Origin of the sequence: Metamycoplasma hyosynoviae, assembly GCF_004365165.1 — a bacterium.
Classification (GTDB): Bacteria; Bacillota_I; Bacilli_A; order Mycoplasmatales; family Metamycoplasmataceae; genus Metamycoplasma; species Metamycoplasma hyosynoviae.
Genome location: NZ_SOCH01000004.1, coordinates 110,774 through 127,286 on the forward strand (window position 1 = coordinate 110,774; position 16,513 = coordinate 127,286).

Genomic DNA, 16,513 nt, shown 5'->3' on the forward strand with positions numbered 1-16,513 from the left:
GAACAACAAGTTAAATTTTTTAAATAAGAGTTTTTCAAAGTTCATTTTTATGAAAGAATTTGAAGAAATCTTAGAGAAAACTATTCAAGAATTTAATTTAACTAAAAATATTAGTGTTGATGTTTTGTTTGTCGATCGTTTCAAAATGAAAAAATTGAACAATTTGTACAGGAATAAAAACTATACAACTGATATTCTTAGCTTCCCAATTGAAGCAGATATGAACCTTGATTTTCTTGAGGTTAGACCATTAGGTCAAATAATAATTTCTCCTTGAAAAATTAAAAAACAAGCAAAAGAATTTAACCACTCACTAAAAAGAGAATTTTGTTACATATTCGCCCATGGTATTGTGCATCTGTTAGGTTTTGACCATCAAACACCTGAAGAAGAAAAAATTATGAATCAACACGTTGATAACATAATGAATATGATGTCTATTACGAGGTATTAGATTATGAAAAAAATAGTTATTGCATCATTAATTGGACGTCCTAATGTTGGAAAAAGCACATTAATGAACAACCTTATTAAATGAGAGTTATCGATTATTTCACCTTTTGTTCAAACTACTAGAGATGAAATCCGAGGAATTTATAATGATGAAAATTCACAAATCATTTTCATTGACACTCCAGGTATTCACAAATCAGTTAATAAGTTTTCTGAAAAATTAAACAGTAAAGCATATGAAAATTTAAAAAATGTTGATGTCATTTTATTCTTAACCGCAGCTAATGAAGAAATAGGTAAAGGCGATCAATACATTATTGATAAACTAAAAGAAGTAAAAGATATTCCTAAAATTGCGGTTATTACTAAACTAGATCTAGAAAATAATGAAGAAGTTATAAAAGAAAAAGTTAATAAGTTAAAAAAGCTTGGCTTTGAAAAAGTTTTTGGAGTAGGACTTAAATTCGAACAAGCTTACAAAGACTTAATTGAAGAAATTAAAAACTATGGTAATGAAGGTGAACTTTTATATGATGAAAGTTATATCACCGATGTTCCTATGACTTTCATTGCTAAAGAAGTTATTAGAGAAAATGCAGTTCGTAATTTATACGAAGACTTGCCACACTCTATAGCTATAAAAATTGATGAGTTCATAGAAGAACCAACCATTTATAAAATCTTAGCTACTTTATATGTAAAAAGAAATTCACAAAAAGCTATCATAATTGGAAAAGATGCTAGTGTAATTAAAGACATTTCTATAAGAAGTAGAAAGAAATTAAGACAAATATTCGATCGGAATGTTTACATTAATATATCAGTTAAAGTTATGCCTAACTGAGTTAATAATGATGATGATATAAAAAAATTGGGGTATTAATGAAAAAGAGGCGATATCTTCCACCTTATATGATCAAGAAAATCTTACTATCAATATTGATAGTGATTTTATTTTCTATTTTTTTATGAATACTTATTATTAGAATAATGAATCCATTTAAAGTAAGTATTTATAATTACGAATCATATTTGAGTAGAAATGTAATATCTAAAATTAAAAAGCACTATTCTTATCATACATTTTCTGAAATTCAGGAATTTACAAAAGCAATTCATACCAACAAGGCAGTTGCAGGCGTTGGTTCAGATCACCAAATAGCACAACTTATTTTAGAAGGTAAACTTAGAAAAATTGAACTAAGAAAAATTTTTGATAATTATAAAGAAAACGAAGATGGACTGAATGTATTCGAAAAAGAAAAACAATTCAGAAAGTTTGTTTACTCGCATTATGAAGATATTGTTCAAAAACACATAGATATTTATGAACAAAAAATTATTGAAGCTATTAAAAAAGCTAATCCTCAAAATATAAAAACAACGTTAACTAAGCAAAATAAAATCATTAGGCCTTTTCTTTATTACAAAAACGATGACATTTCAAAAGAAGTTATTGGCTTTGAAGCAGATGGAAAAATTGGTATAGATCATTTTTACGAATTTTTATTTCCTTACTTTATACAAGATAAAGTCATCGCTTATAATATTAATCAAAAATATAGACCTCAAATTAAAAATATTTCAAAAATTGATTTTAAAAATAATTACACTTGACACAACATTTTAACCACATTAATTAATAACCATGGTTATAAAATGATCAACTGAACCAACTCATATCTTGACAATGCTATGATTGGTCAATTTTATGCTACTGAACAAGGTTTAAAAAATTACATAAATTCACAAGGTTATGTAGAAGAAATTACCGAAAAAAACTATAAAGAAATATTTAATTATTTCTTTGATTTTGTTCAAAAATCAACAGGATTTTCTATCAAAGAACCTCTTCACAATAAATTAGTTACTGATGGTCTTCAATTAGTTAATGAAATCATTGAACCTATTAAAACCAAACCAGATATTGCAATTATGTACAATGGTGACACTTTAGATTCTTATTATGCTAATGATAACTTCGAAATTTTAGAAGATAAAAAACAAATCGATTATGTAAAACCTAAAAATAATTACATTCTAATGGACGCTTGAATTATTTCCAATAACGTTAGTGACAAAGACACTGATAAATTTTTGAAATTTTGAAAAGAAAATGTTATTACTGGTAGCACATTCACAGAAAGTGAATACATAAAACATTACTATCAAAGTGTTTTAGAAAACTTGGTAGATAATGAACCTAATAAAAAATATGAATATTTAACCAAACTTTTCAAAAATAAAAATATAGAAGCTCCATTTGACATAAATGAACTTGACAAAAACTTTTACAAGGAAAAATTCGATATATTTAAAGACAATTTTGGTTTCTTAAATAGCGTTGATAATTTCGATTCAGTTAACTACACACCACCTTTTAAATATATGAATAATTTCATCAAAAAATATTATTTCAAAGAAGATGATATGTCCGATGATGAGAAGGCAATAAGAATTTTCACAATTGAAAATAATTCTACTATTAATCACCAAGTTTACCAACCAATCGGATTAAAATTAAGGACCGAAATTATCGATTATTATTACAATAATACACGCTCATAAAAAAAGATATTTTTTATTAATTTATTTATAATTTAAACTATGTTAAAAAAGCAAAAATTTCTATTATTAGACCACATAAAATGGGACTTTTATAAGGAAAAATTCTTCCTTAATTTTTGCAATTTAAATCGCTATACCATTGAATATTCGCAAGACATTTATGATTGTGCCTCCCTATTTTCTTCTAACTAATTTATGGAAAAGAAAGGAGAAAAACTTATATGAACGCAAGAAAACAAGTTACAAAACAAGACAACTTACCAATCATTGAATTAGTTGACATCGTTAAAGAGTTTGACGATAAACTCGTTTTAGATGATGTAAATTTATCTATTAATAAAGGTGAATTTATTACTTTATTAGGGCCTTCCGGTTCTGGAAAAACTACAATTTTAAGAATAATTGGTGGTTTTGAATGAGTAACTCGTGGTGAAGTTAAATTTTTCGGTAAAGACATTAAAGATTTAAGCCCGCATAAGAGAAATGTATCGACAATTTTTCAAGATTATGCACTTTTTCCACATTTGAATGTTGAAAATAACATTAAATACGGACTTAGACTAAAAAGACTACCAAGAGAAAATGTAAATAAATCATTTGAAAAAAATCTTCTAACTAAACAAATTCTTTGAAGAAAAAAAGCTAGTCAAGAAATGCAAAAACTTGACAAGCAAATGTCACAATACCAAGCAATTATTGAAAAAGGTAAAATATCTGAAAAACAAATCGATAAATATCAAAACCTAATCGATAATCTAGACTTCAAATACTCATACTGAGAAAACTACTGTGATTTAAAAACTGAAAACTATGAAAAGAAATTTTTAACTCGTTCAATTACAAATGCTGAAATGAATGCTGAAGTTAAAAAAATAGTTGACCTAGTAGGACTATCTGGTAATGAAAAGAAAAATGTTAATTTCTTGTCGGGTGGTATGAAACAAAGGGTTGCATTAGCTCGTTCTTTGGTTATTGAACCTGAACTACTTTTACTAGATGAACCTTTGAGTGCATTAGATGCTAAAATTAGAGAAAAAATGCAACACTTTTTGAGAGATATTCAAAGAGAGTTAAAACTTACTTTCATTTTTGTTACTCATGACCGGAATGAAGCATTGCAATTAAGCGATAGAATAGCAATCATTAGGGATGGAAAAGTTGAACAATTTGGCGAACCAAAAGAACTATATGACTTTCCTAAAAATAAATGAGTTGCTAATTTTATTGGTGATTCTAACTTTTTTGATGCTACTTTTGTAAAAGAAGGCAAGGTTAAATTTATGGGTAAAGTTTTTGATACCATTCACAAAAACTTTGAACCAAATCAAAAAGTTGATGCTCTTATTAGACCAGAAGATATTAACATTACTAAATTTTCAAGTAAAGCTAAATTAACAGGAACTATAACAAAATCAACATATGGTGGAAGTTATTACAACTACGAAGTTGATGTAAATGGGCAAAACATCATAATTGAAACTCCAAACAAATATAAAATTGATCAAACTATTTTCCTAGATTGAGATATTGATGCTATTCACTTAATGGAGAAAGAAGCAAATGACAAAATCGATTAGGAAACAACCATTCAATAGAAAGAACATTGAAGTTGGTTCTAAATGAAGATGGTCCTTATTAGTTCCTTACATAATATTTTCAGTACTATTCATAATTCTTCCGATGATACTTATCTTCTATTATGGTTTTAAGCCATTAGAAGGGCAGGAAAAATTTGAAAACTGAGAAATTGTGGGCAAAGCTCAAACTTGAAAAATAATGTTCAGATCATTATGAACAGGCATTGTTGCTGCTATCTTAGCATTTTTAATAGGTTTCCCTTATGCTTACATTCTTTCAAATAGTAAAAGCATAGTAAAAATTTTAGGACTTTCATTAATATTGAGCCCACTTGGAATCTTTACAATTTCAAAAGCGCTCGCTATTAGAGGATTATTCTCAGCAATCTTTGATGAAAACAAATTAAATAACTTTGCATTTTTAATTTTTGGAATGGTTTATCTATATTTACCATTTATGGTAATGCCAATTTATCAAATCCTAAAAGACATGCCTAAAAATATTGTTGAAGCTAGTCAAGACCTAGGATATTCAAGATTTCAAACAATGTTAAAAGTTATTATTCCTTATTGCCATAAAGCAATTTTGAGTGGAATTGGAATAGTACTAATGATGTCTTCTACTTCTATTATTATTTCAGATAAAATGTTACCTAACGGAAGTCAAAAACAATTAATTGGAAATTTAATTAACCAATTTACCAATACAGCTAATCCATTTGATATAGCAAATGCTTCAACACTAGTTATAATAACTATTTTAATTCTACTTTCAATTTATGGAATCATTTATGGTATTCCTTATTTAATAAGTAAATACAAGAACGGAGGTGTATATGAGTAAGTTAAAATCATTTTTTAAACACTTTTATATTTTTTTGGTTTTACTATCCTTATATATTCCTATCTTCTTTGGACTTATTTACAGTTTCAACGAACCATCCGCTAAAGGTGTATTCTCAGTTACTTCATGAAATAGAACTTCATGACTTGCTTATAAAGAATTATTTTCTAAATCGCACAGTTTAGCATTTGTCAACTCTTTCTTACTAGGTTTTTCAACTTCAATCATAGTTATAATAATTTCTTTACTTACAGTGTTTGCTATTTGAAGACAAAAAAATAAAGTTTTAAGAAGTTACATTCAATCATCTTCAAATATTCCTTTAATTAATCCTGATGTTATTACAGGTCTAACTCTTGCTATTGTATTTAATTTGATTTTCTTAGGAACACTACGAGCTACTAATGAAGGATTTTTTAGATCAATTATTGCCCACACTGTAATGTGTTTACCTTATGGTATTCTAATTATGCTTCCTAAAAGTGATAAGTTTTCAAAAAACATTTTTGAAGCTAGCCAAGACTTAGGATATTCTAAATTTAAAACTTGATTCAAAACTTACTTTGTTTATATGTTAGGTAGTATTGGATTTACATTCGTTATTACCATTGCACTATCATTTGATGATTTCATCATCACACGGATAGTATCAAATACCGAAACTCTTGGAACTCAACTTTATGAAGGACAATTCCAAGCATGATCATTAGCTATTGGTGCAATATCACTTATCATCGTTATTCTGGGCAATGCAATTTATGTAACTTATAAAAGTACTCAAAACTTTAAAGCTAAAAAATCGTTGCAGTTAATTAAAGCTACAATCCAGAAAAACACTGAGGTGTATTAATTGAACCGAAGAGTATGAAGAGCATTATTAATATTTCTACCATTAATCTTCATAATCATTCTATTTGTATCTTTTATAATTACTAAACAGAAAAACGGATATCGCCCAAGCATTTATAATTACGAATCCTATCTTTCACCAAAAATAATTGAAAAAGTAAAAAAACAATATAACTACAAAGAATTCAAAGAAGTAAATGAATTCACCCAAGCTTTGTACGCTGAAAAAGCAATTGCAGGTGTCGGAAGCGACTTTCAAGCCGCAAGACTAATAATTGATAATAAAATAAAAAAACTTGACTTCACACAAATTTATGGTGCCACTGCCAACATTTGAGAAAAAAGAAAAAAACTATATCGTCAAGAAATAGTTGAACACTTTGAAGAATTTGACAAGCAAATTTATGCTGAAATAAAGGCTAAAAACACAAATAATCCTAAAGCAAAAATTTTGTCTAATGAAACTTATGATATCGATGGCGATGGTAAAGAAGACCATTTTTATGAATACATTATTCCATATTATTCACAAGACAAGGGCGTTGCCTATAACATAGATAATAGTTTTCGACCTAATATAAACATTTCCAATCTAGAAGAAGAATTGCAAAAGAAAAAATATTCTTGAGAAGAAATTATTAAAATTTTGCGTGCGCATAATTACAATCGTTTCGGTTGAACTAATGCATATTATGATAATTTAATGATTGGTTCTATTTACAAAAACATTAACCCTTACAATAAATTCACTGATTTGAACTATAAAAATGCAATTGACGGCTTTGTTGACTTTGTCGAAAAAGTCGGCGGTAAATCAATTAAAGATACCGAATATAACTTTTTTACAGGCGATGGTTTGGAATTATTAAATCATTTAATCGAACCTAAAGAAAAGAGAATTGAGGCTGCTATTTTATATAATGGAGATGCTATTGATGCTTATTATTCAAGTGATAACTTCTTAAACGCTAAAGAAGAACAAATTCGTTTTGTTAGACCTAAAATAAATTATCTTCTAACTGATTGTTGAATAGTTTCGAAATCACTTTCTGATAAGCAAACTAACAACTTCTTAAAAATTTTAAAAAATAATATCTATGTTAATTTGGATGTTAACCAAGAACTTTCTTTAAAATTAAAATCACTCGAAATTACTTTTTTAGATGAAATTAAAGAAAGATTGAACAAAGACATAATAGTTCAACAAAAAGAAGAATATAAATACGAACCACAAAAAATTGTTGATATTGATAATATGATTGTGCTTATCAATAAACAAAATAAGACCGCTAGTGATATTCAACAAATCTTAAATTATCGAAACGAAGGATATTTTCCAGATTTATTTTCCGAAACATTTTCCGAAACCAAAATAGCAGAAGTCAAAAATTTTGATTTTATATGCTATACACCGATCGACGAATTGACTTACGAATTCATTAAAAAATGATATTTTATGAATGATGAAACTGTTTTAGAAATCTTTCAACAACCAAAAAAATCAAGCGATTACACACTCTTAACATATCCAATAATTAACACAAACTTGCGAACAAAAATTGCGTCATATTATTTTGAAAAAACTAAATCATAATAAGATCTAAAAGATCTTATTTTTTTACTCAAAAAGTAGCTGATCTTTCATCGTATTCGAAAACATAATTAGTTTCGCGTTCTAATATATCTTCAACTAAATTACGTAAAGCGCCCGTGCCCTTACCACAAATAATATTTAATTGAAATGCTCATTCATTTTCTTCAAATTCATAAATTTTATTTATGACAACCGCGGTTGCTTTAAATACATCCATCCCGTGTAAGTCTAGTGTAAGCATAATTACTATTTTTCCAATTTCTGACAATTGGGGCAGAAATAGGTTCCTCTATTATTTACAAAAATCTTTTCAACCTTAGTATTACATACTTTGCAAAACTTAATTTGTGAATTATGAATCATCAAATAATCTTGATAATGTCCTGATTTATCATTAAAACTTTCGAAACTATGTATAGTAGTTCCTCCGTGCTCATATGATTTATTCATTATTTTAGTAGCAACTTCCAAAATTTGTTTAACTTGTTCTTTCTTTAAATTCATACTAGGTGTTTCAGGATGTATTTTAAGTTCAAACAAAATTTCATCAGCATAAATATTACCAATACCAGCTACAACATCCTGCGACATTATTTTGGTTTTAATAGCTTGAGTTGAATTACTTAGTTTTTTATACACCTTTTCAAAATCAACCTTATCAGGTTCATCTGCAAAATGTGCATATGGTTTTATATATTCAGGATTATTTTCATAATACAAATAAAATTCACCAAACATTCTAGAATCGTAATATGCCAAAACAGTTTGATCTTCAAACTCAAAAATAGCAATTAAATTACGGGTAGTAGTTATTTCATTTATGTGATTGAAATATTTATATTTCCCTTCCATTCGCAAATGAGAATACAAATATAAACCATTAGAAAGCGTCGCAATAATTACTTTCCCTTTATTTTCTACCTTTAAAAATTTCTTACCCACAATTTCTTCTTGAAATTTATTTGAAGGAAATTTTTTAAATAGTTTGTGCTTAAAAATAGTTAATTGTTTAATTTTCTTATTTAATATATGTGTATTTAAGTTGTCAACTACAACTCTTACTTCTGGTAATTCAGGCATAATTTATCTCTAATTATATTTAATTTAATAAAGTTATTATATATTAAAATTTATAAATGAATTTTTTTATGAAAACCAAAAATAAATACAATAACCTAATTATTACTACTACCGATACCGTTTTGGGAATAGGTGGCAAGGTAAATGACGAAGTTAAAAACAATATATATGAATTAAAGGGAAGGGATAGGTCTAAAAAACTTATAATCTTAGTTTCGTCTATAAAACAAGCACGCGAGTTTAAAGAATGGAATCAAGAAGCTGAAAAACTTGCAAATAAATATTGACCCGGCGCGACTACATTGATTGTGAACGATCAAGGATTTAGAATGCCTAACCAAAAAAAACTTCTTGAATTTTTGAAAGAAAATGGACCTCACTATATGACAAGTTGTAATTTATCAAATCAACCTGTTTGTAGAACACTAGAAGAAGCTAAAATTCTTTTCCCTGAAATAAAAAATATATATAATTTTGGTTCTCCAACTCAAAAACCAAGTCAAATAATAAGAGTAGAAGATGGCAGAATATTAAGGAGCTAATAATGAAAAAAACTATTTATATAACAAGCGACCACGGTGGACATAGCACCAAAACTAAAATTATAGAATTATTAAAACAAGAGGGATATGAAGTCAAAAACTTTGGTTCGCAAGACGAAGAAACAAAACTTTCTTATGCCGAAGTGGGTCTTGAATTTGCTAATATATTCAAAAAAGAATCTAAAAATTCTAACAATTTATTTGTTGCATTATGTGGTTCAGGAATTGGTATTAGCATTGCATTAAACAGATTCAAACAAATAAGATGTGCAAGAGTAACTAGCGAAGAAGAAGCTAAACTTGCTAAATTACATAATGATGCTAACATCTTGTGTTTTGGTGGAAGATTAATGTTAGCAGAAGAAGCAATTAAATTATTCCACATCTGAGAAACCACTGAATACGAAGGTGGCAGACACGAATCTAGAATCAAAGTTCTTTCAGAACATGGCGAATAATTAAAAATAAATAAAAAATTTGTCTAGGATAATGCATCGTAAACTAGGACAAAAATTTTTAAAACAAATTTTAGTTTTTAAAATAGACTTCTCACATTGGTTGAGGAGTTTTTAAATTAAATTTTTTATTATATCAATTAATAAATTCTTTAATTTTGCTTTTAATTGTTAAATGTAATTATTTGACAACTTGGTCAAAATTAGGAAAAAATTTCTATTTTAATATTAAAAAGAAATATTCAATTTAATGATTATCTAGTGAACTATCGATTCTAGACATTGATATTTTTCAATTAATCTTTATAATATGCTTAATAAATTATTAGTATAGCGTCCAAAAATAATTAAGATCAACTTCATCAAGCAACATTTTAATATCATTTGAGTTTAGTTAGTTTACTCTCAATACCAACCATTATATATCCATCTAGTGGTTTAATTCCATCAATTTTAATTTTTCTTAAATAATCAATTATTTCAACATCATCTTTAAATGTAGTTAATGATGAATAAGAATTATTTAATTGATATATTAAAGAATTGTTCTTGGTTTCTTTGAACTAAGAAAAATTCTAATCACCGTGTTTTGATAATACAAATCTATCTATTTTTGATGGCTCTGCATCAGGTTTGTCTGGGTCATATTCAATAATTTCAAAACGATAACTTGCAAATTTAAGAGGATTATAATTTCCGTAATTTTCTAAATATTCTCTATCTATATCAGATGGTCCATAATCAAATGACTTTTTATAACGCAATCTTAGTAATTTATTTGTTGAAAATAATTTCTCAAGTCCTCTAAAAGATTCAAATGTAATTTTTGGTTTTCAATCACCTTTTCCTTGATACTGTTCTTCGCCTGCAGGATATGTCATAAAATGCTCACTTTTATAATAAGGCTTAGGAATAGAAAAAATATCTCTCATTTTTTCTATTGCTGTAAAATATGCATCAAATACTCCAGTAATATTTATTTTTGAATAATAAGTCTTCGCTATTGAAGTATTATTTAAAATATCTAATTCTCCAAAACTTCAATATGAAGACAAATTTAAATTTAAATTAGGAATATTAAAAAGCTTTACAATTTCGTTGAATGCTTCCCCGCCTGGTGCATCAACACAATATGATTGCGGAGACATTCCTCTTGAAAAATCAAATTTCACTTCTTTAACATAATATAAATGAATCGGATCAGTACTAATATTAGGATTTTTGTATTCGATTATTTCTTTTGATGCATATTTATTCATAACTTTTTTAAAAATATTAAATTTATGTTGAAAATTAGCATATCATTCTCTAAAATCTTCAACAAATTTTCATGTGAATACATATATTTTTTGATGTTGATTATTTCAAAAAGTTATTTTTTCATTTATTTCACGAAAATGCTCATCTTTAATTTTAAATTGTTCAAAATCATCGAAAACATATTTTTGCCTGTCAACATATTCTTTTTCATATTTTTTAGCTAATTTTTCATCTTTTTCTTCTTGTGTTTCTTCACGAACACATGAAACCGCAAGCTGAATTGGTGCTAATAAAGCAGGCATTAATAAAAGTAATTTTTTCATTATTTAACTCCGTTTCTTGTAATAGGTTTTGCATTTAAATTTACATATTTATTAATAAATTTAGTAATATCACGTGAATTTTCAAAATAATATTTTTCGTTATTTAACTCAATATTTCATAAATTAAAATATTTTAAATTCATTAAATATTTATGTCCATTATTTATGTAGAATATTTTTTCAGTTGAAGGAAGAATTAATTTTTGTAATATTGCACGGTAATTATTAGTAATAGTACTTGGATCATTAAAACCTAGTTCATTAAACAACATTTTAATACCGTGTGAACTTAATGTACTTTCAAGGCCAACTATTATATATCTAGCTATAGGTTTAATTCCATCAATTTTAATTTTTCTCAAATAATCTATTATTTCGGCATCATCTTTAAATGTAGTTGATGATGAATAAAAATATTTTTATTTCTTTATGCAAAAAAATCTAAATACCGTGTTTAGATAATACAAATTTATCTACTTTTGATGGTTCTGCATCAAAAGGTTTATCTGGGTCATATTCGATAATTTTGAAACGATAACTTGCAAATTTAAGAGGATCACAATTTCCGTATTGTTCAATATAATCTTCATCCAACTTCTTTCAGTCTGCACTATAAGCAGAAATTTTATAACGTAATCTTAGTAATTGATTTGTTGAATATGATTTTTCAAGACCTCTAAAAGATTCAAATGTAATTTCTGGTTTTCAATCGCCTTTTCCTTGATACTGTTCATCACCAGCGGGATATGTAATAAAATGTTCATTTTTATAATATGGTTTTGGAATAGAAAAAATGTCTCTTATTTTTTGTATCCCTAATGGAGGGTGATTAAACATAGCTGTAATATTTATTTTTGAATAATAAGTCCTAGCTATTCAAGTATTATTTAAAATTTTTCATTCAGGATAATCTAAAGATAAATTCAAATTTAAATTAGGAATATTAAAAAGCTTTAAAATTTCTTCAAATTGATCATCATCTAATACACTATAATATGATTGTGGAGACATTCCTCTAGAAAAATCAAATTTCACTTCTTTAACATAATATAAATGAACCGGATCATTACTAATTTTAGGGTTTTTGTATTCTATTATTTCTTTTGAAGCATATTTATTCATAACTTTTTTAAAAATATTAAATTTATGTTGAAAATCAACATACCATTTTTTGAAATCATCATTAAATTTTTTTGTTAATCAATACATTTTAATTTTTCGATTTGGATTATTTCATAAATTTTGATTTACAGTTCCTTCATTAAAATATTCATCTTTCATTTTAAATTGTTCAAAATCATCAAAAACATATTTTCCCTTATCAATATCTTTTTCATATTTTTTAACTAATTTTTCATCTTTTTGTTCTTGTGTTTCTTCACGAACACATGAAACTGCAAGCTGAATTGGTGCTAATAAAGCAGGCATTAATAAAAGTGATTTTTTCATTATTTAACTCCATTTCTTATAATAGGTTTTGCATTTAAATTTACATATTTGATAATAAATTTAGTAACATCACGTGAATTAGCAAAATAATATTTTTCTTTATTTAACTCAATATTTCATAAATTGAAATACTTAAGATCCATTAAATATTTATGTCCATTATTTACATAAAATATTTTTTCAGTTGAAGGTAAAATTAATTTTTGCAATATTGCACGGTAATTATTAGTAATAGTACTTGGATCATTAAAACCTAGTTCATTAAACAACATTTTAATACCGTGTGAACTTAATGTACTTTCAAGACCAACTATTATATATCTGGCTATGGGTTTAATTCCATCAATTTTAATTTTTCTTAAATAATCAGCTATTTCGGCATCATCTTTAAATGTAGTTAATGATGAATAAGAATTATTTAATTGATATACTAAAGAATTATCTTTGGCTTCTCTATATTGAATAAAGTTTTTAAATTTGAATGTTTGTAATCCTTCTAAATTGAAATAATTTGAATAATCATCAATATGACCAATTTTTCTTTTTAAAGAAAAATCGTTTTGTTCTTTAATTGTGTCTTGAACATTCATTATTTCAGTTTTATTTATTTTTTTGTTAAGATTAATACAATCGAAATAATCATTATTATTTTTAGTTTTATTACTTAAATTAATGAATTTATTTTTATCTTCATTATTGTAAAAGATAGGCTTATCATTATAATATGTAATTTCTTTAGTAATTGTTAATTCTATATCTCAAATATTAAATACATTTGTTAAATTTGAGTTAGTTTTTCAATTAACTCAATTACTATCTAAACCATTTCTATAATGTGTTTGTAAATCACTAAATTTTAATCCACTATAATTTTTTTTATTATTTCGATCTGCATTTTTAACAAATTTGCTTAGTTCATTTTTAAAAACATCATATAACATATTTCATGTCGTAGCATCAATTATTTGATTTTCAAAATATTTTTCTGCTTCATCTTTATTTTCTTGATTAATATTTAATTTTCTAATAGCATTTATTAATAATGATTGAAACATTTTAAGTTTTTCTGGTGATTCATCAAATTTATTTTTAAGATTATTCATTTTATTTTTGAAATTTTCTTTGTCAAATTCAACATTAATTTCAACACCAAAATTATTATAGGTTCATTTATCTTTATCTAGCACTGTTATATAGTAATTATCAGGTTTAAATTGTTTTGCAATTAGAGTAAGATTTTTAAAATCTAAGAAACTACCTTTTAATTTTGCCAAATGATCTCAATATGTATGTGTAATATATTCACTATCAATCGGTTTAGGTCCAGCATGTGGTCCTCTATGTCTACCACCTCCCTTACCATAATTAGGATTTTCAACTTCTTCTATTCTTTTAGAATATTCCCTTTTAAAATTATTATTTACAAATTTATTTGCCACTTCACTATTTTTTAAAATTTCTAAATCATAATAATATTTTTTCAATCATTCTTCATCAACATGTTTATAAAGTTCTGTTTTATCATTATTAACTATTCATTCATTATCGTTATTTGAAGAAAAACTTTCAAAATATGCTTTACCATAATCCTCATATTTTTTCATATCATCCATTCTCGGTAATCTTAAAGTAACTTTATAATGTCTTTTTACTGCTTGATTAGTAAAATCTTTTATTGCATTTGTAAATAAATTACTGAAAAAGTCACTATCATTACCTTTATATGATAATAATTTCTCATTTCCATTTTCATCTTTTAAATGTAAAGCCTTAAGAATTTTAGTTTCACCTGCTAAAACATTTTTATGATAAATATCATGCATTAATTCATTTATATCATTTTCATTAAGTGGATTGTAATATTTATCTTTTGTAATACCATTTGATGAATATTTTAATTTATAAAATATATTTTCAACAATATCTTCTGTAGAATTTTTAATTATGCTATTTTTAGCATCTTCTTCATCTTTAAATGGTTGATTTCTATGATCATAATATCTTTTAACAATGGCAAATTCTGGTAAATATGATCTAATTACACTTGATAAATCATCAGTGTAATTGCCATGAATATCTTTATAGGCTCTTTTAATTTTAGAAAAATCAACAGGATTTAATTTATTTGGATCCATATCGATTTGTCCATCAAAATCTTTAAGTTCTTTTTTACCTATGAAATGGTTAACATTTACTTTTTCTACTAAATATTTAACTATTTCATCTTTAGAATCAAAAATCATTTCTTTGCCATCAATTTTGATTACATATTTAGTTTTAGTACTACTAATTGATTGTTTCTTATTAAATTGAGTTGATTTTTCTTTATTATCTATTTTTTTATTAATTCGAACAGTTGAAGTAGACACTAAAGTAATAGGAAATAAAGTTAATGATCCTAAAACTCCAAATAATATTTTTTTATTCATACTATTTACCTTTCTTTACTTTTGTATAATCTTCAATAGATTTTATAAATTTCTTACAATATTCAATAACTTCTTCTATAGTGTCAAATTCTTTATCTTGATATTTGAATTTATAAGTTTTATTTTCTTGTATTACCATCTTGGTTATTGATAAATATTGAATTTGCATCAAATGCTCAACTGCTAATTTAAACGAAGCAAAATAGACTCGTTCATTTTCATTATTTAAAATACTATAAATTTGTGTCTTAATAATTTCTTTTAATTTGTCATATTCATTATTATTTTCATTTAACATTTTATGTGAAACAAGTTTTGATGATACATTAAATTTTTTAATGAATATTTCTTCTAAACTATTAATGTTATTAATATCATATACATAAGCATCTTTATCATCTTTTAAATTACCATCAAACAATAATAATTTATTGAGCCATTCATATTTACTATCTTTATTAAGATTATTGATTAAACTTAATAAATCACCTAATTGGCTTTCATCTGAATTATCTTTGCCATTTATTTGATCAATTGGAACTTTTTGATCATTTAATTTTGGAAGTTGCATCAATAAAATGGCTTTTAAATCATGTAAGACTATATCTTTTAATTTTACAAATGCATCTTGAATACTATTAACATTTTGAATTCTACCTAAAATATTAATTTTGCCAGTAGCAGATTTATACCATTCTTCTAAATACATTATTTCTTTTTTATCAACTTTACTTAATAACTTAGTTGCTAAATCATGTAGATTAGAAAAATATCTTGATTTATCACCATTTTTAGTTTGCTCAAAAGAATAACAATATTCAATATTATTTACTTTTAAAAAATCGACATCATTGTTTTCTAAAGCATTATAAAATAGTTCTTTTTCAATGGATGATAATTGGTGATCTAGATATTTTTTACCATTATAGTAATAATAGTCAGTACTAAATTCAGGCATAAATTCAATTGGATCTAACAATTTTGCTTTAGTAATTGTTGCATCTTCTTTGGTTATAAAACCTCATAATTTAGATGTGGTTATACCACCATCTCATATATAATGAGAATTAGGATTTCCAGTTTGACTATA

Annotated in this window: 16 protein-coding genes; 9 read left to right on the forward strand and 7 right to left on the reverse strand. The window is 25.6% G+C overall.

The window, feature by feature from the left end:
- The first annotated feature begins 49 nt into the window (after positions 1 to 49).
- The 7 genes from ybeY to JN03_RS09630 all read left to right on the forward strand — a co-directional run bounded on the left by ybeY (position 50) and on the right by JN03_RS09630 (position 7,885).
- On the forward strand, positions 50 to 454 hold the full coding sequence (gene ybeY, locus JN03_RS02505; protein WP_235187858.1) for an rRNA maturation RNase YbeY: 405 nt from the start codon (positions 50 to 52) through the stop codon (positions 452 to 454).
- Positions 455 to 457: 3 nt separating this feature from the next.
- Positions 458 to 1,336, forward strand: coding sequence for a GTPase Era (era, locus tag JN03_RS02510; protein WP_036440435.1), 879 nt, complete (start codon positions 458 to 460; stop codon positions 1,334 to 1,336).
- Positions 1,336 to 3,021 (forward strand): hypothetical protein, encoded by a 1,686-nt coding sequence (locus JN03_RS09610; RefSeq protein ID WP_134076664.1) that lies wholly within the window; start codon positions 1,336 to 1,338, stop codon positions 3,019 to 3,021. The genes era and JN03_RS09610 overlap by 1 nt, the downstream gene beginning before the upstream one ends.
- A gap of 221 nt (positions 3,022 to 3,242) precedes the next feature.
- The gene (locus JN03_RS09615; RefSeq protein WP_036457949.1) at positions 3,243 to 4,598 is read left to right on the forward strand and encodes an ABC transporter ATP-binding protein; all 1,356 of its coding nucleotides are present in this window, start codon (positions 3,243 to 3,245) and stop codon (positions 4,596 to 4,598) included.
- Positions 4,582 to 5,442: an ABC transporter permease gene (locus JN03_RS09620; RefSeq protein WP_051599468.1), complete on the forward strand. Its 861-nt coding sequence runs from the start codon at positions 4,582 to 4,584 to the stop codon at positions 5,440 to 5,442. The genes JN03_RS09615 and JN03_RS09620 overlap by 17 nt, the downstream gene beginning before the upstream one ends.
- Positions 5,435 to 6,292: an ABC transporter permease gene (locus tag JN03_RS09625; RefSeq protein WP_036440424.1), complete on the forward strand. Its 858-nt coding sequence runs from the start codon at positions 5,435 to 5,437 to the stop codon at positions 6,290 to 6,292. The genes JN03_RS09620 and JN03_RS09625 overlap by 8 nt, the downstream gene beginning before the upstream one ends.
- Positions 6,293 to 7,885, forward strand: a complete 1,593-nt coding sequence (locus tag JN03_RS09630) for a type 2 periplasmic-binding domain-containing protein (RefSeq protein ID WP_134076665.1) — start codon at positions 6,293 to 6,295, stop codon at positions 7,883 to 7,885.
- A 16-nt stretch (positions 7,886 to 7,901) separates the two neighbouring features.
- On the opposite strand, the gene JN03_RS09635 is transcribed toward JN03_RS09630, so the two are convergent.
- On the reverse strand, positions 7,902 to 8,126 hold the full coding sequence (locus JN03_RS09635; RefSeq protein ID WP_036454977.1) for a Smr/MutS family protein: 225 nt from the start codon (positions 8,124 to 8,126) through the stop codon (positions 7,902 to 7,904).
- A gap of 5 nt (positions 8,127 to 8,131) precedes the next feature.
- A complete protein-coding gene (mutM, locus tag JN03_RS02545) occupies positions 8,132 to 8,965 on the reverse strand; it encodes a DNA-formamidopyrimidine glycosylase (RefSeq protein WP_134076666.1) in 834 nt (277 codons plus the stop codon).
- Between the two features lie 68 nt (positions 8,966 to 9,033).
- Here mutM and JN03_RS02550 point away from each other — a divergent pair, with 68 nt between their 5' ends.
- Positions 9,034 to 9,507, forward strand: a complete 474-nt coding sequence (locus JN03_RS02550) for an L-threonylcarbamoyladenylate synthase (RefSeq protein WP_036440411.1) — start codon at positions 9,034 to 9,036, stop codon at positions 9,505 to 9,507.
- Between the two features lie 2 nt (positions 9,508 to 9,509).
- Positions 9,510 to 9,965, forward strand: a complete 456-nt coding sequence (locus JN03_RS02555) for an RpiB/LacA/LacB family sugar-phosphate isomerase (RefSeq protein WP_036440409.1) — start codon at positions 9,510 to 9,512, stop codon at positions 9,963 to 9,965.
- 572 nt (positions 9,966 to 10,537) lie between these two features.
- Here JN03_RS02555 and JN03_RS09640 read toward each other — a convergent pair.
- The 5 genes from JN03_RS09640 to JN03_RS03545 all read right to left on the reverse strand — a co-directional run.
- Complete coding sequence (locus JN03_RS09640) at positions 10,538 to 11,545, reverse strand: hypothetical protein (RefSeq protein WP_134076667.1); 1,008 nt, start codon at positions 11,543 to 11,545, stop codon at positions 10,538 to 10,540.
- Positions 11,545 to 11,907, reverse strand: a complete 363-nt coding sequence (locus tag JN03_RS06990; RefSeq protein WP_274263075.1) for a hypothetical protein — start codon at positions 11,905 to 11,907, stop codon at positions 11,545 to 11,547. Before JN03_RS06990 ends, JN03_RS09640 begins: the two co-directional genes overlap by 1 nt.
- 79 nt (positions 11,908 to 11,986) lie before the next feature.
- A complete protein-coding gene (locus tag JN03_RS09645; protein WP_036441101.1) occupies positions 11,987 to 12,994 on the reverse strand; it encodes a hypothetical protein in 1,008 nt (335 codons plus the stop codon).
- Positions 12,994 to 15,423 (reverse strand): hypothetical protein, encoded by a 2,430-nt coding sequence (locus JN03_RS09650; RefSeq protein WP_166666764.1) that lies wholly within the window; start codon positions 15,421 to 15,423, stop codon positions 12,994 to 12,996. The genes JN03_RS09645 and JN03_RS09650 overlap by 1 nt, the downstream gene beginning before the upstream one ends.
- 1 nt (position 15,424) lies before the next feature.
- Positions 15,425 to 16,513, reverse strand: a 1,089-nt coding sequence (locus tag JN03_RS03545) for a hypothetical protein (RefSeq protein ID WP_166666765.1), incomplete at its 5' end; no start/stop codon positions are given.